General features: G+C 49.4%; 22 protein-coding genes. 11 read left to right on the forward strand and 11 right to left on the reverse strand.

Going from position 1 to position 21,980, the window contains the following annotated elements:
• The first annotated feature begins 1 nt into the window (after nt 1).
• The 4 genes from HMPREF9194_RS07655 (at nt 2) to HMPREF9194_RS07670 (ending at nt 5,929) form a co-directional block, all read left to right on the forward strand.
• The gene (locus HMPREF9194_RS07655; RefSeq protein WP_016525796.1) at nt 2-1,837 is read left to right on the forward strand and encodes a 6-hydroxymethylpterin diphosphokinase MptE-like protein; all 1,836 of its coding nucleotides are present in this window, start codon (nt 2-4) and stop codon (nt 1,835-1,837) included.
• A 180-nt stretch (nt 1,838-2,017) separates the two neighbouring features.
• On the forward strand, nt 2,018-3,064 hold the full coding sequence (locus HMPREF9194_RS07660) for an ABC transporter substrate-binding protein (protein ID WP_016525797.1): 1,047 nt from the start codon (nt 2,018-2,020) through the stop codon (nt 3,062-3,064).
• 82 nt (nt 3,065-3,146) lie between these two features.
• Nucleotides 3,147-4,850 carry an ABC transporter permease gene (locus HMPREF9194_RS07665; protein WP_016525798.1) on the forward strand — a complete coding sequence of 568 codons (1,704 nt, stop codon included), beginning with the start codon at nt 3,147-3,149 and terminating at the stop codon, nt 4,848-4,850.
• Nucleotides 4,850-5,929 carry an ABC transporter ATP-binding protein gene (locus tag HMPREF9194_RS07670; protein WP_016525799.1) on the forward strand — a complete coding sequence of 360 codons (1,080 nt, stop codon included), beginning with the start codon at nt 4,850-4,852 and terminating at the stop codon, nt 5,927-5,929. The genes HMPREF9194_RS07665 and HMPREF9194_RS07670 overlap by 1 nt, the downstream gene beginning before the upstream one ends.
• Nucleotides 5,930-5,940: 11 nt before the next feature.
• Here the strand turns inward: HMPREF9194_RS07670 and HMPREF9194_RS07675 are convergent, their stop codons facing one another.
• Complete coding sequence (locus HMPREF9194_RS07675) at nt 5,941-6,582, reverse strand: hypothetical protein (RefSeq protein WP_016525800.1); 642 nt, start codon at nt 6,580-6,582, stop codon at nt 5,941-5,943.
• Between the two features lie 146 nt (nt 6,583-6,728).
• On the opposite strand from HMPREF9194_RS07675, the gene infC reads away from it, so the two are divergent.
• The 6 genes from infC to HMPREF9194_RS07705 are packed head-to-tail and all read left to right on the forward strand — an operon-like array spanning nt 6,729 to nt 9,046.
• A complete protein-coding gene (gene infC, locus HMPREF9194_RS07680; RefSeq protein ID WP_016525801.1) occupies nt 6,729-7,253 on the forward strand; it encodes a translation initiation factor IF-3 in 525 nt (174 codons plus the stop codon).
• Nucleotides 7,254-7,264: 11 nt separating this feature from the next.
• The gene (rpmI, locus tag HMPREF9194_RS07685; RefSeq protein ID WP_016525802.1) at nt 7,265-7,465 is read left to right on the forward strand and encodes a 50S ribosomal protein L35; all 201 of its coding nucleotides are present in this window, start codon (nt 7,265-7,267) and stop codon (nt 7,463-7,465) included.
• A 20-nt stretch (nt 7,466-7,485) separates the two neighbouring features.
• Nucleotides 7,486-7,845 carry a 50S ribosomal protein L20 gene (rplT, locus tag HMPREF9194_RS07690; RefSeq protein ID WP_016525803.1) on the forward strand — a complete coding sequence of 120 codons (360 nt, stop codon included), beginning with the start codon at nt 7,486-7,488 and terminating at the stop codon, nt 7,843-7,845.
• A 16-nt stretch (nt 7,846-7,861) separates the two neighbouring features.
• Nucleotides 7,862-8,242 carry a cell division protein ZapB gene (locus tag HMPREF9194_RS11925; protein WP_016525804.1) on the forward strand — a complete coding sequence of 127 codons (381 nt, stop codon included), beginning with the start codon at nt 7,862-7,864 and terminating at the stop codon, nt 8,240-8,242.
• Between the two features lie 10 nt (nt 8,243-8,252).
• Nucleotides 8,253-8,567: a cell division protein ZapA gene (locus HMPREF9194_RS07700; RefSeq protein ID WP_016525805.1), complete on the forward strand. Its 315-nt coding sequence runs from the start codon at nt 8,253-8,255 to the stop codon at nt 8,565-8,567.
• Entirely contained in the window at nt 8,567-9,046 is a 480-nt protein-coding gene (locus HMPREF9194_RS07705) for a YaiI/YqxD family protein (protein ID WP_016525806.1), read from the forward strand. Before HMPREF9194_RS07700 ends, HMPREF9194_RS07705 begins: the two co-directional genes overlap by 1 nt.
• A gap of 72 nt (nt 9,047-9,118) precedes the next feature.
• On the opposite strand, the gene HMPREF9194_RS07710 is transcribed toward HMPREF9194_RS07705, so the two are convergent.
• From HMPREF9194_RS07710 to HMPREF9194_RS07755, 10 genes are all read right to left on the reverse strand, one after another.
• The gene (locus HMPREF9194_RS07710) at nt 9,119-10,339 is read right to left on the reverse strand and encodes an HD domain-containing phosphohydrolase (protein WP_016525807.1); all 1,221 of its coding nucleotides are present in this window, start codon (nt 10,337-10,339) and stop codon (nt 9,119-9,121) included.
• 167 nt (nt 10,340-10,506) lie between these two features.
• Complete coding sequence (locus HMPREF9194_RS07715; protein WP_016525808.1) at nt 10,507-11,397, reverse strand: RsmB/NOP family class I SAM-dependent RNA methyltransferase; 891 nt, start codon at nt 11,395-11,397, stop codon at nt 10,507-10,509.
• A 3-nt stretch (nt 11,398-11,400) separates the two neighbouring features.
• Nucleotides 11,401-12,129 (reverse strand): RluA family pseudouridine synthase, encoded by a 729-nt coding sequence (locus HMPREF9194_RS07720; RefSeq protein WP_016525809.1) that lies wholly within the window; start codon nt 12,127-12,129, stop codon nt 11,401-11,403.
• Nucleotides 12,110-13,516, reverse strand: a complete 1,407-nt coding sequence (locus HMPREF9194_RS07725) for a glycoside hydrolase family 3 N-terminal domain-containing protein (RefSeq protein ID WP_016525810.1) — start codon at nt 13,514-13,516, stop codon at nt 12,110-12,112. The genes HMPREF9194_RS07720 and HMPREF9194_RS07725 overlap by 20 nt, the downstream gene beginning before the upstream one ends.
• A 6-nt stretch (nt 13,517-13,522) precedes the next feature.
• Nucleotides 13,523-15,373 (reverse strand): TRAP transporter large permease subunit, encoded by a 1,851-nt coding sequence (locus tag HMPREF9194_RS07730; protein ID WP_016525811.1) that lies wholly within the window; start codon nt 15,371-15,373, stop codon nt 13,523-13,525.
• Complete coding sequence (gene dctP / locus HMPREF9194_RS07735; RefSeq protein ID WP_016525812.1) at nt 15,363-16,406, reverse strand: TRAP transporter substrate-binding protein DctP; 1,044 nt, start codon at nt 16,404-16,406, stop codon at nt 15,363-15,365. Before dctP ends, HMPREF9194_RS07730 begins: the two co-directional genes overlap by 11 nt.
• Before the next feature lie 29 nt (nt 16,407-16,435).
• On the reverse strand, nt 16,436-17,437 hold the full coding sequence (locus tag HMPREF9194_RS07740; protein ID WP_016525813.1) for a TRAP transporter TatT component family protein: 1,002 nt from the start codon (nt 17,435-17,437) through the stop codon (nt 16,436-16,438).
• A 3-nt stretch (nt 17,438-17,440) separates the two neighbouring features.
• Nucleotides 17,441-18,823 carry a sodium ion-translocating decarboxylase subunit beta gene (locus HMPREF9194_RS07745; protein WP_016525814.1) on the reverse strand — a complete coding sequence of 461 codons (1,383 nt, stop codon included), beginning with the start codon at nt 18,821-18,823 and terminating at the stop codon, nt 17,441-17,443.
• Nucleotides 18,824-18,836: 13 nt separating this feature from the next.
• The gene (oadA, locus tag HMPREF9194_RS07750; protein WP_016525815.1) at nt 18,837-20,900 is read right to left on the reverse strand and encodes a sodium-extruding oxaloacetate decarboxylase subunit alpha; all 2,064 of its coding nucleotides are present in this window, start codon (nt 20,898-20,900) and stop codon (nt 18,837-18,839) included.
• A 16-nt stretch (nt 20,901-20,916) separates the two neighbouring features.
• Nucleotides 20,917-21,162 carry an OadG family protein gene (locus HMPREF9194_RS07755; protein WP_016525816.1) on the reverse strand — a complete coding sequence of 82 codons (246 nt, stop codon included), beginning with the start codon at nt 21,160-21,162 and terminating at the stop codon, nt 20,917-20,919.
• Nucleotides 21,163-21,263: 101 nt separating this feature from the next.
• On the opposite strand from HMPREF9194_RS07755, the gene HMPREF9194_RS07760 reads away from it, so the two are divergent.
• On the forward strand, nt 21,264-21,974 hold the full coding sequence (locus HMPREF9194_RS07760; protein ID WP_040846266.1) for a lysoplasmalogenase family protein: 711 nt from the start codon (nt 21,264-21,266) through the stop codon (nt 21,972-21,974).
• The last annotated feature ends 6 nt before the right edge of the window (nt 21,975-21,980 follow it).

Here is a 21,980-nt window from a genome sequence, read left to right on the forward strand (position 1 = left end):
GATGACCGAAGATGATGCACCCCGTGCGGTAGACGCCGGACGGGGTGTTTCCGTTTTATACAAGGGCCGCTATTTATTTTCGCGCTACGATCCGTATAAAACGCTGCAAAAGCGGCTTGAATCGTTCAGCGTACTGCCTGAAAGTTTAATCCTTTGTTTTTCCCCCGTTCTTCCTTTTGTAATCGATTCGATTCGGCGCATGCTCATGCGCAAAAATATTTCCGGCTGTTTTATTCTCGGTGCGGAAGCGGACGAAGCATTGTACGATTTTTACCGTGCGCAAAAAAAAGCGGAAACTCAAAAAACGAATGCGGACATTCAAGCACCGCACGGGGATTTTCCGCACACAACGGACTTTTCGCAAACTCCGGCCGCTGAAAACGCGCGGGACTTTTGCCCCGACGCGGCGGTTTTGCTCAATCAGGTAAGCGACATCGCCCGGCTTTTGGAAGGAGCGCCTTTCGGCGGACGGTACGAAGGCGTAAAACTGCCGGATATCGGCTTTTTTAAGCGGGTTCTCGTATTTGAAGCGTCCGGCGCCGCGGCTTTTTACAAAAACTTTTACGCACAAAGTGCGGCCCTTGCGCAAAACGGCATAAGCATGTTTTGGAAAAACACAATGACCTTGGTGCGTTTGGGGCGTCTTTTTTCGCGCAATGTACTGAAAAACGCGGCGCAAGCCGCCGTATCGCCGCCGCTTGCACAGGCGTCGGTACGCCGCCCGATTTTGGTTACGGGCGCAGGCCCTTCGCTCGATGCGCTTATTCCTTTTATGCGCAAATACCGGAAAGATTTTTATCTTCTTGCCGTAGACGCGGCATTCCGTCCGCTTTTAGACAGCGGCATACGGCCCGATGCCGTCGTCGCGGTTGAAAGCCAATGCGTAAGCCGAAGAGCCTTTTTCGGCACAAAGGGAAGCGGCGTTCCTATCATCGCGGACCTGTGCGCAAGAAGCGCCAATCTGCGTGTAAGCGGCGGCACGGTTTCGTTTTTTATGTCCGAATACGCAAAACTTCCCCTGCTCGGCCGCATAAAAAAAGCGCTGCCCGACGTACCGGTATTTCCGCCGCTCGGATCGGTAGGCTTGGCCGCCGTGGAAATCGCCCTTTTTTTGCGCCGCGCAGAGGCGAGTGTCTTTGTCTGCGGCCTCGACTTTTCGTATCCTGCGGGATTAAGCCATTGCAAAGAAAGTCCTTCATACAAAGAAATGATGAATGAATCGAACCGGCTCTCGCCTGCGGGGAATCCTTCGGCAGCATTTAAAGCCGGCGCTTTTTTTATCGAAGGAAAAACCGGTTCACAAGCGGCCTGCGACCCTGCTTTAAAATCCTATGCGGAACTTTTTTCGGCCCGCTATAAAAACACGGAAAACCTGTACGACCTTTCGCCTTCGGGCATCGATTTGACTTTGCCGCGCATCAGCGAAGCGGACGCATGCCGTCTTATGGAAGCGTTCAGTGCCCGGACAAACCGCCGAGAACCGGCCGCGCGCGAGGGAGAAACAAGTTACGCCGCAGCAAAAAAATCGGAAAAAGAAAATGCAAACGGGCGGGAAAAAATCCGTGCGATTTCCGCTTTTTATGAAGAAGAAAAAAAACGATTGCACACGCTGCGCGCAGCCCTTACGGGCGAACAGCCGTTAGGTGAAGCCGATTTAAAAGCGCGGCTTGAAGAATGCAGCTATTTATATGTACACTTCCCGGATGCGCGGCACGGCGCCGTTTTATCGCAAAGTTTTTTAAACCGCGTCAGAAGCGAAATCGACTTTTTCCTGAAAACCGTCGAAAATACAGCGGCTGCGGCTATCGTTCGAAAAAGTTTTAAACATGCAGATTAAATTAAGTTCACAAGCCGTTCACGGCCTCCGTTCCACGCGTCTATTTATGAGAAAGAGGTTTCCTTTGTCGTTTTTTGCTCGTACCGAATCCCCGTTTTTTTTTAAAACGCCACTTGTTTTTTAGAAAGAACACGGGTATAATTTTATAGATACATTTTTTATACGTTTATAGGAGTTGTTATGAAAAAATTATGGGCAATTGCAATGTGCATTCTTATGACAGCGGCACTTTGCATATCCTGCAAGCCGAAAGCGAAAGACGCCGGCGAACTGGTTGTATACGGTTCGTGCGAAGAAGCGTATGTCGCCGCCGTTTGCGCAAAGTTTGAAGAGCTTACCGGAGTTAAAACCACTTATCAGCGGCTTTCCACCGGCGAAGTTTTTACGAAAATCGAAGAAGAAAACGGCAACCCTTCCGCAGACGTGTGGTTCGGCGGCACGACCGATCCGTACAATATGGCGGCAAACAAGGGATTGCTTTTCCCGTACAAAGCCGAAAACGCAAAACACCTTATCGGTCCGCAATACAAAGATAAGAATGACAATTGGTACGGCATTTACCGCGGCATCTTGGGATTTTTTTGGAACACGGAAGAGATGAGCCGCTTAGGTTTGCAGCCGCCCAAAGACTGGGACGATTTATTAAAACCCGAATACAAAGGTCTTATTTCATTTGCGAACCCGAATACGGCGGGAACGGGAAAACTCATTATCAATACGATCGTTCAAATGCGCGGCGAACAGGAAGCCATGAAGTATTTTGCCGCCTTGGATAAAAATATCGCTCAGTACACCAAATCCGGTTCGGGTCCTTCCAAAATGGTTCCGATGGGTGAAATCGTTATCGGCATCGGATTTTTGCACGATGTCGTGTATCAGATTGTGGACAACGGCTATAACAACCTCGGAATGACCGCCCCCGCTTCGGGAACAAGCTACGAAATCGGCGCGACGGCGATTTTTAAGGGAGCGAAAAACCTTGACAACGCGAAAAAATTCATCGAATTCGCCCTTTCGCCCGATTGCGTCGATTTGGCACAGGAAAACGGTTCGTACCAATTCCTCGTTATCGACAACGCAAAACCGGTTGCGGCTGCGGTAAAAGCCGGCTTGGATAAAATCCAAACAATCAATTACAACTTTGCAGATGCAGCCGAAAACGGTCCCAAGTATATAAAAGAATTTTTTGCAACCATTGCAAACGACGACCGTGTAAAAACAAAATAAGCGCGTCTAAGAGGAAAGCGCCGAAGGCGGACAATACCGTTTCGGCGCTTTTTTTGCATGATGTGCATGAACAGGAAAAGGTATGTCTTCTTCACAAAAAAAAGAACTTGACAGAAAAAAATTATTCGCCGATCCGTTTTTAATAACGGTGATCGCAGGCATTTTTTTATTTTTATTTCTTTTTATTTTATACCCGCTCAGCATCCTGCTGGTCGACAGTATGTATGTGGATAAGCGTTTTACGCTCGATGTTTTTTTCAGAATACTCAACATGCATTCGTTCAAAACGGCTATAACGAACACGCTGTTTTTGGGCTTAATTACCGGCATTGCGGCAACCCTCATAGGTTTTTTATTTGCGTATGTTGATGCATACGTCAACACGGGATCGAAGGCGGTAAAAGGCTTGTTCAACGCCGTTTCGATTTTACCGGTCGTTTCGCCGCCCTTTGTGCTGTCGCTTTCGGCAATTCTGTTGTTCGGCAGAACGGGTATCGTTACCAGAGGCTGGCTCAATTTAAACAGCACCGGTTTATACGGACTTCCCGGCATTGCCCTTGTGCAAACGCTCACCTTTTTTCCGGTGTGCTATCTTATGCTGAAAGGGTTGCTTAAAAATATAGATCCTTCGCTTGAAGAAGCCGCGCGCAACATGGGCGCTTCGCGCTGGCATGTATTTAAAACGGTTACCCTGCCCCTTTTGCTGCCGGGACTCGGCAATGCGTTTCTTATTACGTTTATAGAATCGGTTGCCGACTTTGCAAACCCGATGATTATCGGCGGCAACTACGACACGCTTGCAACTTCGATATACCTTCAGCTCACCGGCGCCTACGATAAAAGCGGAGCCGCGGCAATGGCGGTTGTGCTTTTAACCATATCGATGGGGCTGTTCCTTATGGAGAAATACTATTTGGAACGCAAATCGGTCGCAACCTTAACAGGCAAAGCATCGCGCGAACGCGCCCTTATGAACGATAAAAGCGTACGCATTCCGCTTATCGCTTTTTGCGTTACCGTAACGGTTTTCGTATTGATTATGTACGCTTTGGTACCCTTCGGTTCCCTATTCAAGCTCTGGGGGCGCGATTATTCGCTGTCGCTTAAATGGTACGAGTACGTGTTTAAAAATAACGGCTACCGCGTTTTTACGGATTCGATTTTACTTTCTTTAATAGCCTCTCCGCTGACGGCTCTGTTATCGATGATGATTTCGTATTTGGTTGTAAAGCGGAACTTTAAAGGCAAAGCGCTTATGGAATTTACGGCCATGCTCGCAATGGCCGTTCCGGGAACCGTTTTGGGCGTCGGCTTTATACGCGGTTTTAACAGCGGACTTTTTCATACCGGCTTGCTGCAAGGCTTATACGGAACGGGCGCCATATTGGTCATCGTATTCATCGTGCGCTCTCTTCCGGTCGGTACGAGAAGCGGCATTGCGGCGCTCAGGCAAATAGATAAATCGATTGAAGAATCGGCCTACGATTTGGGCGCAAACAGCGCGAAGGTGTTTACGTCGGTTACGCTGCCGCTCATCAAAGAATCGTTTTTCAGCGGCTTGGTAACGACCTTTGTCCGTTCGATCACGGCGATTTCGGCAATCATCCTGCTCGTAACGCCCAAATTTCTTTTAATCACGGTGCGCATAAACGAACACGCCGAAAAAGGAAACTACAGCATAGCCTGTACCTACGCGACCGTTTTGATACTGATTACCTATACGGCCATTATGATTATGAATATTGTGCTTAAACGATTCGGTAAAAGCACACAAAGGGGACTATAATGAAAAAAACTTCAAAAGGCGTGCGCCTTGACCATATAACGAAAATCTATCAGGATCCCAAAACCAAAAAGGAATTCGCCGCCGTAGACGACATAACGCTCGACATAAAACCCGGCAGTTTTGTAACGCTGCTCGGACCGTCCGGCTGCGGCAAAACGACAACGCTGCGCATGATTGCCGGCTTTGAAAGTCCGGACAAGGGCGAAATATATTTGGGCGACGAAGCGATCAACGCTTTAACGCCGAACAAGCGCGACACGGCGATGGTTTTTCAAAGCTACGCCCTTTTACCGCACTACAACGTATTCGACAACGTTGCCTACGGCTTAAAGCTGCGCAAAGTGCCCAAAGACGAAATACGGCAGCGCGTGCTCGACATGCTTAAATTGGTCGAACTAGACGGCTTGGAAGACCGCATGACAAACCAGCTTTCCGGCGGCCAGCAGCAGCGGGTTGCATTGGCGCGCGCTTTGGTGGTGGAGCCGGGCGTTTTGCTGTTCGACGAACCCCTTTCGAACCTCGACGCAAAACTGCGCGTCGCGATGCGAACGGAAATCAGAAAAATTCAGCAGGCGGTCGGCATAACGGCGGTGTACGTTACCCACGACCAAGCCGAAGCGATGAGCTTGTCCGACGAAATAATCATTATGCACAAGGGCGTCATTGCGCAAATCGGCAGCCCCGAAGACATTTACTACAAACCGAACAACGAATTCGTTGCCGACTTTATCGGCGAAGTGAATTTTTTAAACGGAACGGTTTCTTCGCGCAGCGGTAAAACCGCTTCGGTTAAGGTCGGAAGTTCAACTATCGAAACCGAAGGGAACGAAAACTTAAAAGAAGGTTCTCCGTGCAAAATCGTGCTCCGCCCCGAATCGGTGTCGCTTGCCGACAAGGGACTTGTTCCCTGCACGGTAAGCCTTTCAACCTTTATGGGCGCGTATCAATACTATTGGGCCGAAACCGAAGCGGGAACGGTTAAAATTACCGAATACAATCCCAAAAATAAAAAGCTCTACCGCGTCGGCGACAAAGCGTTTTTAACCTTCGACAGCTCAAACTTGCACATGCTGCCCTAAGTTCCGAAAAATCAGCGCTGCCGGAAAATATTCCCCGAAGAAAATTGCCGGCAGCCCCACAGCGCAAACAAAACATACGCGGCGCTTGCAAGGGCAATCGTCCACACGGGAGTTGCCAAAAGGTGCATAACGTCGATTGCGGGCGGAACAAGGAGCGCCGCACACAGGATAAGCTGCGGCAAAGCGCTTTTCGGCGCGGCGCCGTTTAAACGGTCATTTAAAAGCGAAAACGCGTATTTCAGCGCAAAAAGCATACCGGTATATACAACGGGTTTTACGAACAAAAGATACCAATCGAAAACCGCATTGCGGTGAATGATCCGCGCGGGCATAAAAACCGAATAAAAAGCCGCAAGGCCGAAAAATAAAGAGAGCAGCGCTTGGTCGCGCTTTTTTATAAAAATCAAACAGGCGGCCGTGCAAAAAAAACAGGGCAGCAGTACTTCAAAGCAAAGGTAAAAAGCGTAGTTCGAAAAAAACGCATAACGGGTAAGATAATAAGAAGATGTAAACATACATTCGACAAAAGAATACAAAGCGCCGAGCACAAAACCGGTTAATACGGACGCATAGGGCACGTTTTCCCGCGAATCGTTTTTGAGTATCGCATAGGCAAGCGATATCGGAAGCACAAGGATCATAAAAAGCTTCATAATACTTAATTATACCCGAAAAGACGGAAGTTTCAAGTACTGGACAATAAGCTTTATTTTATGATATAATCTTTTCTATGCTTTAGACTATCTTGTTTTTTCGTGCTCATTTCGGGGAGCAAAAGAAATAACGGGAAGGAGGATCGTTGGCGGAAATAAAAGAAAAAGGGTTGCGGATTAACACACAAATCCGCGTACGGGAAGTACGGCTCATAGACAGCGATGGCGGACAGAAGGGAATCGTTTCCACAATCGATGCGCTCGCTATGGCAAGAGATCAAAATCTTGACTTGGTTGAGGTTGCGCCTACGGCAAACCCTCCGGTATGCAAAATACTGGACTACGGCAAATATCGTTTTGAAATGGAAAAAAAGCTCCGTGATTCCAAGAAAAAACAAAAATTGCTGAAGATGAAAGAAATCCGCATGCAGCCGAAAATCGGCTCGGGCGATTTGGACTTTAAGTCAAAGCACATACAGGACTTTCTGAACGAAGGAAACAAGGTAAAAGTAACGGTCCGTTTTAAGGGGCGCGAGCTTGCTCACACGGAACTGGGACTGGTCGTTTTACAGGAAGTACTGAAACGGCTCGATGATTATACGGTGGAAAAGCAGCCGGCTATGGAAGGCCGCTTTATGTCCATGACATTGAATCCGAAAGCTAAAAAATAACGAGGTAACGTATGCCAAAGATGAAATCGAAACGCAGTGCGGCAAAGCGCGTAGCTTTTACCGGAAGCGGTAAGGTTAAGTACAAAAAGATGAATTTGCGCCATATTTTAACCAAAAAAGCGCAAAAACGCAAACGCCATTTGCGCAGCGCCGGAATATTGAGCGGTGCCGATTCGGCAAAAATCCGCAAGCAGCTTTTACCCTACGGCTGAATTATAATCAGGAGAAGAAAATGTCAAGAGCAATAGACGGTTCAAAAAGACTTAACCGGCGAAAAAAAATATTAAAACTCGCAAAAGGTTTCCGCGGCAGACGCGGTACGAACTTTAAGGCGGCAAAGGATGCGGTAACGCAGGCACTCAGCGACGCCTATGTGGGACGCCGCGATAAAAAAGGCGATATGCGTTCTTTGTGGATAAGCAGGCTCAATGCGGCCGTCAGAAGTCAAGGCTTAAGCTATTCGCGCTTTATCGACGGTTTGACAAAGGCTCACGTAATCATCAACCGCAAAGCCCTTTCAAACATGGCGATTGAAGACCCGGAAGCTTTTAAAGCGGTCGTCGATACCGCAAAAAAAGCCGTCGGACTTTAAGAGCGGAGTGTAGCACATGATTTCTCTGAACCAAATTCGGCTCCTTGAGCAAAAAATTGAAAGCATTCTCGATTTGCTGGCCGTGCTGCAAAGCGAAAAAGCGGTGCTCGAAAAGGAAAATGCGAAACTGAAAGCCGAAGTGCAGGAACTCGCCGCAAAATGCAGCCGGTTCGAGCAGGATGAAGAGAAAATCGAGCAGGGAATATTGAGCGTACTGAACCGCCTCAACAACATGGAAGATGCGGTTCAGCACGTGATGGAAAGCGGCCGTACGAGCGGCAGCGATGAAAAAAACGCACAGCGGCGGCAAGAAGTACCGCAAGTCGTGCAGGAACGGCATGAAGCGGGACCGGCCAAGCCGGCAGCACCGTCGGGCGAACAGCTGGACATATTCTAGCGGGAACGCTATGGGCACTCTCAATATCAACCTGTTGGGAACATCTTTCAGCATTCAGGCAAAAGAAGACGACCGGTATCTTGCAGAGCTTTTGGCGCGCTACAAAAACCTGACTTCTTACATCGAAAGAATGTCGGGACTTAAAGATAATGTAAAAATCGCAATTATGGCCGGCATAAGTTTATGCGACGAAATCAAACAGATAAAGCAAAAATACGCCGGCGGACAAAATCCGAACAAATCGAATAATGACGATACGGAACTTATTGAAGCCGAACGCATCGCCTTAAAAATAATGGAACGCATCGACAAGGTTTTGCCGTAATGGCAAACCTTACCGTATGGGTCGACGCCGATTCCTGTCCCGTCGGCGTGCGCGCGATGATTATACGCTTTGCGCACCGCTTACAAATCCCCGCCGTTTTTGCGGCAAACCGTCCCGTTCCGCTGGAACCGCCCTCCCCTTTTATACGCATGCAGATTTCTGATGCAACTCCCGATGCCGCGGACAACTATATTGTCGAGCATTGCGGCGAAGATGATGTGGTCGTAACGCGCGACATTCCCCTCGCCTCGCGCCTCGTTGAAAAAGGCATTACCGTTTTAAACGACCGCGGTGTTGTATACACGGACGAAAATATACGCGAACGGCTTTCGCTTCGGAATTTCAATTTGGAACTGTACGAAAACGGCTTAAAGGGCGATCAAACCGGCTCTTTCGGCAAAAAAGAGTTGAACCTGTTCGCAAACAGTTTTGACCGCGAGCTGCAAAAAAAACTGAAAAGAACAGCGAACAAGGTTTAGCGCGTTACCTTAGCGCAAGCCCCGTATCTTCGCCGCGGATTGCCCGACGGATTTTTATGTTTTCCGCAAGTTTTATGTTTCCGGCCACGCGGCTTTAATCGAGCGGATTACGGGCTGAATTTCCAAAAAGGCTTTTACGATTTCCGGATCAAACTGCTTGCCCGATTGCGAAGATATTTCCTTAAGCACGCGATCGTCATCCCAGGCTTCTTTATACACGCGTTTTGACGAAAGTGCATCGAAAACGTCCGCCAATGACACGATACGGGCGGCTAAGGGAATCTCTTCGCCCGCCATAGGATTCAAACCGATAAGAGAGTTAATATTGTCAAGCGTTACCTTCGACATATCTACACGGCCGGGATAGCCGGTACCGTCCCAGCGCTCATGGTGATGCAGCGCAACATCGAGCGACATGGCATCCAAAGGCGATTCTATCGACGGGAAAAACATTGCGCCGATAACGGTATGCGACTTTATCACGAGGTATTCTTCGGGCGTAAAAATCCGCGGCAATTTTAAAATAGTGTCCGAAATGCCGACCTTTCCCACGTCGTGGAGCATGGCGGCAATTTTGAGTTTGTCGCGGAATTTGTGGCTTTCTTCAATAGGCACCTTATGGTTAAAAGCCCAGCGGTCGTAAATTTCAACGGCATAGCTCGATACGCGGTTGACGTGCGGACCGGTTTCGCGCGGATCGCGCAAAGAGGCCATGCTGATCATGCGCATAACCATGGCGCGGGTAAGTTTGGCCCATTCCAAAGCCTGAACGGCCGTCGTCGCAAAATGGTGTATATACAGTTCGTCTTCTTCGTTAAAAGGAATAACCGCCCCCGATTTATTGCGCCGATTGATTATCTGCAGCACGCCCAAAATATCCTTGGTGCGCGTAATAAGCGGAACGGTCAATACGGATTTCGTGCGGTAGCCGGTAATCGAATCGGGCTGTTTGTTAAAGCGGTACGGCTTATCGTCGGAAATCGCATACACATCGGGAATATTGAGCGTCGTGCCGGTTAAAACGGTATAGCCGGAAATGGAACTTTCGTTCACTTTAAACATAAACGAAGAAAAAGGAACTTTTTGCCCCGGATCGAGCTGTTTTTCCAGCGTTTCGTTTTGCGCGCATTTTATAGTCAGCATATTTTGCTCGTGAATGTATATCGAACCGGCGTCGGCATTCGTAATATGCCGCACTTCCGATAAAAGCCGTTCGAGCAAAATATCCATATCCTGAATTTCATTTAAAAGCCGTGCGGACTCGACGGTTTTTTTTAATTTTTTTTCATCCATACTTTTCCAACCGGTTATGCAAAACTTATATTAACTGAGTGAATCAATCGCACGGTAAAAGTATATCCCAAATCGAACGCTCTGTCCAGATTGAATTTAAAGATTTCCGACAATCACACATTTTCCGTCATTGCGATTTTCATTGTTTTTATATGAGCGCACTGATTTTATGTAAGCGGCGGATCCGCTTTTTGTATGAGTGAAAAATATAAGGGGCCTGCTCCTTCGTGCGCATCGGGCAATATATGAAAGCCGCATTCGGTTTGTTCCCATTTCTCACGGACGGGCAGCAGGCAGGAAAAAAACTTTTGCGGGATTTTTACGGGCACAAGATGCGCGTTTTCGAATTTCTTTAAAAGTTTTTTTACCGTGCCGTCGTTTTCCTGAAAAGAAAGTGCGCAGGTTGCGTAAAGTACATGACCGCCCGTTTTGAGCAGTCTGAAAGCGGATGAAAGCAGCGCCCATTGGGTTTGCGCCGTATGCTTTATGCGCGACGGCGACCATTGCGCAAGATATTTGGGATCCTGCAGTACGTGGCGCTCCGACGAACAGGGAGCGTCGAGCAAAACGGCATCGAAGCTTTCCCGCTCGTACAAGCACCATTTTGCACCGTCAAAGCCGGTAACCGCGATACGGGAGCGCATTACGGGATCGGCATAGGTATCCAAAACCGCGGCAAGACGGGCTCGGCGGGCACCGGAAACTTCGTTGCAAATAAACTGTTCGGGAAGAAGGTTTTCTATTTGCGCACCTTCCGCAGCGTGCGATCGCGCTTCTTCGAGGATTTTGTGCGCAAGTACGAGGCTTTTTCCGCCGGGGGCGGCGCACATGTCCAGCACGCGCTTACAGCAGGCCGTCGGCAGCGCAAGAGCTGCCGATACGCTTGCGGCATCCAAAAAATAATCTTTGGCGCCGCCGACCTTTGCCGGAATCGGCACATACCGTGCGTTTTCAAGCAAGGCGGCGCGCAACGAAGGCCAGCGTTCTTTAAACTGCCGTGCGTAATACGCATCGAAGCCGGCTTCTCCTTTAAGCGTTTTTTCCTGCGCTGCGCACATCGGTTAAAAGCCTCCGTACGCTTGCCACAGCGCGTCCGTTTTTAAAAGCGGGGCTGCGATATCGATCACTTCGTTCGTTACGGGATGCTCGAAGCGCAGGCGCGACGCGTGCAGCCGTATACCGCCTAAAGGGTCGGAGCGGCGCGCACCGTATTTTACGTCGCCTTTAATGTGATAGCCTTCATGCGCAAGCTGACAGCGGATTTGGTGCGTGCGTCCCGTTATAAGTTCTATTTCGGCGAAGGTATAGCGGCCGGTCGAAAAAACGGGACGCCACAAAAGGCGGGCAAGTTTTGCCCTGCGTGCATCCTTTTCGCAGACAAAAGCTTTTTGGCGCCGCGCATCAAAACGAAGGTAATGTTCCAACAGCGCAAAGTCGCCGCTTATCGGAAGAGAACCTTTGAGAACGGCCGTATAGACTTTTTTTACGGCAAGAGCTTTTTTTTGATGTTCGGTAAATTGATTTTGAAGGCGCGGCAAAAGCGCTTTGTCGAAAACCAAAAGAACGGCGCCCGATACGGGACGGTCGAGCCGATTAAAACAATGAATAAAAGACGGAAGCGTTTTGGAGTCTCCGTATAAATCTGTAAAGCATCGGGCAAAAATAAAGGGAAGAGAAGGTTCTTCGCAAATGTCGCCGCACGCTTTGTTAAAGACCGCAAGATACGAATCGATATATAACAGACGTTTTTTGTCGACGGGACTTTCGGATTCACTTTGACCAATATTCATAATACAAAGCGTCTCCTTTTTGTTTCGCATCTCTGAATTTTTCGAGCGAATTTTGTAAGCGTAAAGAAGCGTCTTCTTCGGCTTCGTTAAATTGCGCAGGCACAAGCGCGTATTCGCCGTCTTCGGTCGGTTCAAGTTTTAAAAGCCCCATGCGCAACTTTGCTTTTAAAATGCGGCGCAGGGCTTCATCCGTTATCGTTTGGAGTTCCGAATCGTTCCCGATTTTTTCCGTCAATTCCGAAACGATGTCTTTATATACGGGACGGGAAAGCATGCACATGTGCACACCCGAACGCAGCGCTTTTATCACGCAGTCCGCAACGGAAAACAGTTTGCCGTCGAGCATGTATAAATCGTCGGAAAAAATCAAGCCGTCAAAATGCAGTTCGTTCTTTAAAAGATCGGTTACTACCGCACGCGAAAAGCATGCCGGATTTTCCGCGTCGAAGGCGGGAACGACGGCATGGCTCATAAGCACGCCCGCAAAAGGAAAGGGATCGGCCGCCGGGATTTCAAAATCCCGCACTTCGGCAAGCGAGGAAATAAGAGAAGCAAAGGGCAACACGTACAATTCCCGTATATCCGCTTCGCTTCCTTCCAATACGGGAAGCGTGCGGTGAGGATCCTCGTTCGAGTTGCCGGGGAAATGCTTTAAAACGCAAAAGATGCCGCCCTTATTAAAAGCACGCACAAAGGCCGAAGCGTAAACTTCAACCTGTTCGGCCGAACCGAAACTGCGCCTGCCCAAAAAGGCTGCGTTGTGTTCGCCCGCAGTTTCGACGACCGGAGCAAAGTTTACGTGAATGCCGAGGGCGGCAAGCTGATACGCCGCGTACAAATACAGCTCTTCGGCCTTTTCGGGACCGAGCAAGCGGGCGACCGCTTCGGCCGACGGCAGCGGACTTGCAATGCCGCGCAGACGGTTCACTTCCCCGCCTTCGTGATCTATCGCAAAAAAGGGCGGAAGACATTCACCCTTTCCCGCATATTTTTCCGTGCATTTTTGCGTATGCTGTGCCGCATAAAAGTTTCGGGTCGAATCGGTAAGCGCGATTATCTGTTCCGGCTTTCCGGTAAAGTTGCGGGCAAATAAAATATAACCGCCCGGCGGAATATCGTACGAAACGGCGGAAGCCGAAGAGACGGTACCGTCGACCGACACGATAAAAAGCTGACACAGTTTTTCTTCAAGGCTTAAAGAACCGATAAGGCGATCAAAAGCCGCTTCGATTTTATCGCGTTCGGCTTTAAGCGTATCGGAGTTTGCGCGGGCGGAACAAGAGCAGATCGGAAGCAAAAACAAACCGCAGCAAAAAATCAATAAAATAAGCGGCGGTAAAAACGAAGGGAAAAATTTTCGGCGCAGCCGACGGAAACCGACTTTCATTTTCGATTACAGCAGCGCAAGGGTAAAAAACGGAATATAGGTAACAAGCATAAGCACGATAAACTGCACGAGTAAAAAAGGCAGGATTCCTTTTATGACTTTTACCATCGGCGTTTCGAACGCGTACGACGCGATAAACAAATCCATTCCGACCGGCGGCGTTAAAAAACCGAGCTGCATGTTCATTAAAAAGATAACGCCCGTGTGCACGGGATGTATGCCGAAGGATTCGGCGATCGGAATAATGAGCGGCGAAACAATCAATATGGCCGAATATACGTCCATAAGGCACCCGGCTATGAGCAGAACGCAGTTGAGCAACAATAAAAACACATATTTCGAGCCGACAAAGGTAAGCACGAAGTCGGACAACACGGCCGGAATATTCGCATCGAGCAAAAAGTACGAAAGGCCGCGCGCGGCACCGAAAATCGCGAGTACGCCGCCGGTAACGGGAAGCGCTTCGACAATGAGGCTGAATGCTTCTTTAAACGTATAATCTTTGCGCACCCAAATTCCGACGGCGGCCGCGTACAAAACGGCAAAAGACGCCGCTTGGAACAGCGAAAAAAAGCCGCCGAAATAACCGGCAATAATAAAAACGGGAAGCAAAAGTTCGAAAGCGGCGTGCTTTAAAGCTTTGAGCGCTTCGCGAAACGAAAACGGAACGCGTTTTGAATCTTTATCGAAAAAAATGCCGAGCGCAATCATAGCCGCCGCCAAAATGCAGCCGGGAATAACCGCGCCTTTAAACAAATCGAACACGTCGACGGAAAAATAATTCGTCGTTCCGTACATGATAACGGCAAGGCTCGGCGGGAACAAAAGTCCCAAAGCGCCCGACGCCGTAATGAGCGCTTGCGAACGATCTTTTGCGTATCCGGAACCGGTAAGCACTATGGTCAATAAAGAGCCGAGCGCCAAAACGGTAACGCCCGATACGCCCGTAAAAGTGGTAAAAAAGGTCGTAACGACGACGGCCGCGATAATAAAGCCGCCGCGGAACCAGCCGAACAGCGTTTTAAAGACGTCAACTAAGCGCCGTCCCGCACTTCCCTTCGATAAAATATAACCGGCCATCGTAAAAAGCGGAATTGCGGCTATGCTTTTATCGGTTAAGATACCGTACGCTTCGAGGGAAAGCATTTCCACATAGCCGCCGCCCTGAGAAAAAGCAACATAGGCGACGGCGCTTATAACGACAAAAAGCGGCACGCCCAAAAAGGCAAAGGCGACAATCAGTAAAACCAAAAACGGAAAAAAACGCGCCGAAACGCCGAGCCAAAAGCTGCCCAATGCGGAAAGCAATGCGGGTTCTTCCATCTTAAAAAGATAATACAATACGCCGCTTATCGGCCCTGCGGAAATAGCGCATCCGAGCAAAACACCCAAAACGGAAAACACGAGCATCTTTTTGTGCGCAAGGCTCGAAAAAAGCATAAGAACATACGAAACCGGTAATAAGGCAAAAACGGCTTGGAGCGGGACGCCCCATACCTTGTCGGCGGGCGTAAAGACGGCAAACAATTCCGAGAACGACGAAAAAAAGAGGGCCAAAAGTACGGCCGGAATAAACACGGCCTTTAAAGCATCCGCGGTCTTTTTTACCGGAACCGGAGCGAATTCATCGACGGCGGCTATACATATGTGCTTGTGAGCGCGCCACGTGATAATCGACGTAAAGCAGGCAAACAAAAAAACAAGGTTGACCGTCGCGCCTTCGGCACCTAAAAGCGGAATACGAAAGAAGCGTTCGGTTATAAGTTGAATAAGGGGCAAAATGCATAAAAAAATCAGTAAAAAAACCGAAACCGTATTTTCAATTTTTTCAAAAATACCGTTTTGTTTATCGGGCATGAGTTTTCCTGTATTGTTCCAAAAGCAGGCTTATCTTTTTATAAAAGGGACCGTTGATAACCGAGTCGGGCGTGTTCGCCATTTTTTCGGCGTCTTTTTTAAAAGAATCTTCCCACAACTTAATTTCGGCAGCACTCAGTTTTACAAGCGTACAGCCCTCGGCACGCATTTTATCGAGATATTCGCGGTCGGATTTCTGCTGAACCGAAATAAACTTGCCCTGAGCATTACGCACGGCTTGTTTTAACTGCGCTTTGTATGCGTCGGGAATAGCCTTCCACGTATCGGAAGAAACGATAAAAGCCGACATAATCGGATTCAGCGGAACGTCGATAATATACGGAAGCCCCGTGTAGTAGGTCGTCGCATACGCATACATCGGAATACAATAGGCAACCTTTATGCCGTTTGTGCTTTTTATGCTTTGAAGCATTTTTTCGCCCGGAACGTCTTCCATCGTAAAGCCGGCCGATTTAAAAGCCGCCATTAAGCCGGGCGACGAGATACCGGAAAATCCCATTTTCGCTTTTTTCAGTTCGTCGGGCGTCCTGATTTCGGTTTTTGTAAAAAAGTTCGCCCAGCCGACGTTAAACCATCCCAAAAATTCAAAACCCGCATCTTTGATGGCTTTTTCTATCTCCGGACTCATAGCATCGAGGACGTACGACAATTCATCCTGATTTCTGAAAAGGAAGGGGACGGTAAGCGTCAGCGCATGAGAGGCGGGTGTAAGCTCGTACACGCCGATGTTCGTAAATACGGCACCGTCGATCGGGCTTTTTTGACCGGGACGCAGCGCTTTCATTTTTCTGATAACGCCGCCTTCGCCGCCTAAAGCGCTTGCGGTATAGAATTTCAATTCAACCTGTCCGCCTGTTATGCGCGACCATTCCTGAGCCAAGGCTTTTTGCTCGGTATCCCAAGCCGAACGCGCGGGCGCCACCGACGCCATTTTGACCGTAATTGTTTGGGCGCAAATCACAAAAGAACACGCACACAAAAACATGCTTATACAAAATAATTTTATTTTCATATCAATAATCATCCTCGAATCTTTGCACACTAATCCCATTGAATAAAATAATCGTCGACGTGCTGCAAAAGCCATAAAGCTTTTTTTTGCGCAATCGTAACCGAAAGCCGCTCCTGCGGCCTCGAATCGGGATTTATTGCAAGCGCTTTTTTTAAATTTGCTTTAAAACCTTCGGCGTCCTGCTGCGGCACGCAAAGGGCGGTCGCATAGGTAATATAGGGGCCGGGTGTTTCGCCCTTTGAAACACGGAACGCTTGTGCGCTCGCAAAACGGGCGCGCTCCATATCGCCGCCGAATTCGGCCGGAGCCGCGGCATAAAAGGCGGTAAGGGCATCCCAAACGGCGCCGTTGTTATAATCGGGATCGAGTTCGGCGGCTTTTTCCAAAAGGGCGACCGCACAGGGCAGCGTTTTTAACGCCTGCGTATCCAAAGGATCGGCCGAAAAAGCGCCGAGCCAGCCGGCCCCGGCCCAATAAGCGGCCGCAACATCGGCAAGCTGCAGTTTCGCAATATAACCCGCTGCGGTATCGAGCGAACCGCTTAAAAGAGCGGCCGTAAATCCGGGATACCGCAGTTCGAGGGCGCGCAGGGCGTAGGAGCGGCCGCGAAGATAATGCAGCTTTGCACGTTTTTGTTCTTCCGCCTGCAGCACATACTGCGAAGCATCGAGCATGTCGGCCGGAGTTTGAACAAACGCGTTCGCATACATAACATATAAAGAACCGGTCATAACGGACAGCCCCTGATGATCGGGGTTTTGCGCCGCCATGATCTCATACAGTTTTAATGCCGTCGGGAAAAAGTCGCCCATTAAAACAGGATCGCTCTCACCCGTCAATACCGGCATAAGTGAATTTTCCGGCGCCTTTGGTTTTACAGCTTTGCCTTTTTTGTCGGCTCCCGCAAGAGAATCCGAAAGCGCGTCCAATGCCATGTGTTTTGTAAGCGCGCAGCCGAAAAACAAAGCGGTACACAAAAGCGCGCACAAACAGCACAGGCAGCGTAAAAACGCCGGAAAATTCTTTTTCAAATCTCAGCCTCCGTACGTTGCGATAAATACGCCGGCCGCTATAGCCGTGCCGATAACGCCGGAAACGTTCGGTCCCATCGCGTGCATAAGCAAAAAGTTCGACGGATCGTATTCCATTCCCACTTTATTCGAAACGCGGGCGGCCATAGGAACGGCCGAAACGCCTGCAGATCCGATAAGCGGGTTGATCTTTTCTTTTAGGAACAGGTTCATGAGCTTTGCCATAAGCACGCCGCCTGCAGTCGCAACCGCAAAGGCCAGTAGCCCCAAAACGATAATACCCAAAGACTCCCGGTTCATAATCTTTTCGGGCGTCATCTGAGAGCCGACGCCCAAGGACAGCAAAATCGAAACGATATTCATAAGCTCGTTTTCGGCCGTTTTGGAAAGGCGCTCGACAACGCCGCATTGTTTAAGGAAGTTGCCGAACGCAAGCATACCGATAAGCGGGGCAGCGGGCGGCAAAAGTAAAATCGCAAGCACGAGAATTACAATCGGGAACAGCACTTTTTCTGTTTTGGAAACCTCGCGCAGCTGCCGCATTTTTATGCGCCGCTCTTTTTCCGTAGTAAGCAGCTTCATAATGGGAGGCTGAATCATCGGAACGAGGGCCATGTACGAATATGCGGCAACGGCGATAACGGCCATCATATGCCGGGCAAGTTTTCCCGAAACGTAAATCGAAGTGGGTCCGTCGGCACCGCCGATAATCGCGATTGCGCTCGCCTCAAGCATCGTGTAATCGACGCCGGGTAAAAGGTTCATAAGCGCAACGCCGAAAAGCGTAAGGAAAACGCCGAGCTGCGCCGCCCCTCCGAGCAGGGCTGTTTTCGGATTTGCAATAAGCGGGCCGAAGTCCGTCATGGCGCCGATACCCATAAAAATAAGCATCGGGAAAAACTCGTTTCCGACACCCATATCGTAGATAAGGCGGAGCATACCCGAATGTTCGTCGTACATACCCGCGCCGGGAATATTGACGAATACGGTTCCGAATCCGATCGGGATAAGCAAAAGCGGCTCAAAGCCCTTTGCGGCTCCCAAATAGATAATCAAAAAACCTACGGCCATCATCACCAAGCGCTGCCAACCGAATACGGTATCGATTTTAGACGCGTCGGTCAAATCGGGAACTTTTTCGGTACCGTTAATAATGAAATTAAGACCGGTATTTTCGATCGTTTTACGGAGAAAGCTCGAAACGGAAATATACGGTACGTTTTCGGAACCCTTTATAACCGCCGTGCTCATCGTACGGAATGAAGCGACCTCGCCTTCGCTGCCGGATGCAAAAATGCCGCCGACAAACGAAAACACCGCCGCTATCGCTAAAATAAGCAGGGTTAAATGCAGTACTTTTTTCTTAAAATTATTTTCACCCAACATACGGCGCTCCTGTTTATTTTATCTCGGCAAGCGCTTGGCCTGCGGTAATTGCGGAACCGGGCGATACCAAAAAGTGTACGGTTCCCGCCGAAGCCGCTTTGATTTCCAATTCCATTTTCATGGACTCAATCATAATGATTGTCTGCCCCGCCGTTACGGCGGAACCTTCGGCTACGGTATTTTTCAAATAGGTGCCGGCAACCGGTGCGTTGATAACGGCGCCGCCCGTAGGTGCCTGCGCAGCGGGAGGAGCCTGAACCGGAGCAGAAGGAGCTTGAACGGGTGCGGCATTTGCATCACCGATAACCGCAAGCACTTGTCCCGCGGTAATCGCGTTTCCCGCCGCCGCTTTGAAATGTATGGGGCCGGCTTCGGACGCTTTAATTTCGAGTTCCATTTTCATCGATTCGATCATCATAACCGTTTGCCCCGAAGCAACCTGAGCGCCGTCGGCAACAAGCAGCTTTAAAAGCGTTCCCGCAACGGGAGCCTTTAACTCAACCGCGCCGGCAGATGCCGCACCGCTTGCGGAACCCGAAGAAGCTTGAGCGCCGGGAGCGGCAAAGGACACGTTGTATGAAGTGCCGTTTACGGTAACGTTCATCGTGTCGCCGGCCGGGCCGGAAACGACATTGTACGAAGAACCGTTTACGGTAACCGTGTAGCTTCCGCCCGCACCCTGTGCGCCGGAAGAAGCTTTCGGCAGCGCGAAAGAATCCGAACTGACCGGGCCTTTTGCACGTTCTTTAAAGAATTTGGGCGCGACTTTCGGGAACATCGCATAGGTTAAGGTATCTTCGATGGAGCCGTCGCCGCCGTTTTCTTTGGCTTCGGCGGCCATTTTTTCCAGTTCGTTGGGAATAAGGTCGGCCGGGCGGCAGGTAATCGCTTCTTCCATATTATTCTGTTTTAAAGCTTCTTTTACCAATTCGGGATTCGGTTTTGCCGGCGTTGCGCCGTATTTTCCGGTTAAAAGGTCGCGCGTTTCCTGCGTGAGCTTTGCGTAGCGGCCGAAAAGCACGTTAAACACGGCTTGCGTGCCGACGATTTGGCTTGTAGGCGTTACGAGCGGAATATAGCCGCAGTCTTTTTGTACAATCTGAATTTCTTTTAACACTTCGTCGATTTTATCGGCGGCGCCCTGTTCCTTCAGCTGGTTTTCCATATTAGAAAGCATTCCGCCGGGAACCTGCGAAGCCAAAATGCGCGTGTCGGCACCCAAAAAACTCGATTCGAATTTGGCGTATTTTTTGCGGATTTCGCGGAAATAAGAGGCGATTTCCAAAAGCGGTTTTATGTCCAAGCCCGTGTCCATGTCGGTGCCTTTAAAGATTTCGACCATGGTTTCGGTCGGGCTGTGAGACGTTCCCATGGACATGGACGAAATGGTCGTGTCCAATATTTCCGCGCCCGCTTCGGCTGCCTTCATCAGAGAGGCAACCGACATACCCGTTGTGGCGTGGGAGTGAATTTCAATCGGAATATCGACCTTCGCCTTTATCGCCTTCACCAAATCGTAGGCTTCAAAGGGTTTGAGCAAGCCGGACATATCTTTAATACAGATGGAATCGGCCCCGAAATCGGCATAGGCTTTTGCCAAATTCGCGTACACTTCTTTGGTGTGGTACGGCGTCGTCGCGTACGAAATGGCCATTTGTACGTGTTTGCCGGTTTTTTTCGCCGCGTCGGCCGCGCGCTTTAAGTTGCGCGGATCGTTGCACGCATCGAAAATACGAAAAACGCTTACGCCGTTTTTCGCGGCCGCATCGACAAAAGCGTCGACCACGTCGTCGGCATAGTGGCGGTAGCCCAAAAGGTTTTGACCGCGCAAAAGCATCATAATGGGGGTGTTGGGCAGTTTCGCGTGAAGTTTGCGCAAGCGCTCCCAGGGATCTTCATTTAAAAAGCGGATGCAGGAATCGAAAGTCGCCCCGCCCCACGCTTCCAAAGCGAAATAACCGATTTTATCCAGTTTATCGCAGATGGGCAGCATATCCGCAGTCGTCATACGCGTAGCATGCAAAGACTGGTGCGCATCGCGCAGCACCAAGTCGGTAATTTTTACTTTTTTAGCCATAACTCTCTCCTGTGTATCAGCCGTTTTCTTTTTCATGCACGGCAGCCGCAATGGCCGCGATTACCGCCGTTTGAGTGCCGCCGCTTTGTCCGGCGGCACGCGCATTGTCCGCGGATTTTTCATTTTTATCCAGTTTTAAGGCTTTTATCAGCTTCGAATTCAAAGTGATAAAAACAATCATTATTATTAAAAATAAAAACACAAATCCCATACCGAGCAAGGTCAACTTTAAGCTTTGCCCCAGCATTTCCGTTATTGTCATAAGGCCTCCGCAATCAGATTATCGTATAAAATACGTGGTATTTCGATTGTAACGAAAATATAAATCTTGTTCAAGGAGGATAAATGTATTATAATGGGAGCATGAATATGATTTTTGTATGCTGCATTCCTTTCTTTATTGCGGCGGCCTTCCATTTGACGTCGTGTCTGCTTTCGAAAACAAAACGGGCTGATGTGTCGAAAAAAATTCTCATGCCGCTTTTGATTCTTGCGGTCGCGGCCGCCTATTGCCTGTCCTTTGCGGGCAAACGCGTTACCGATCTGGGCCTTTTTCAAATCGTGCTTTTGTGCATTGCGTTGGCGGCCGGAAACGCGGGAGACATTTTTTTGCTCGGCGACGTAACGCCGAAAAACATGTCCAAGGGCTTGGGCGCTTTTTTGATCGGGCACATTGTGTACATCGCCCTTCTTTCTTTGACGTTCAGCCTGCCGCCGGTTCCCAGACTGATCGCAATCGTCGTTTTTGCGGTCTATGCCGCAGCCGTTTACGTCAGTTGGAGGATGAACGGCTCGCCGAAAGGAGCCGTCGGCGCGGCGGTCATCGTGTACGCTTCCGTGCTCGGCTTGTTCAGTTTATTGACGCTTTTTTATATTATAGGTTGCGTACATGTGGGAATCGGCATTCCGGGGCCGCTATTAAAAATCTATATCGGAACGCTGTTCTTTTTGCTGTCGGACAGTGTGCTGTCGCATACGATATTCTTTAAACAGTTTTATCAATCGCGCTTTGTCGTTATGCTTACGTATTTAAGCGCGCAATTTTTAATTGTGCTGGGTTTTCTCAGCATATAATCGGGA

This window comes from Treponema maltophilum ATCC 51939 (assembly GCF_000413055.1).
In the GTDB taxonomy this organism is placed as follows: domain Bacteria; phylum Spirochaetota; class Spirochaetia; order Treponematales; family Treponemataceae; genus Treponema_C; species Treponema_C maltophilum.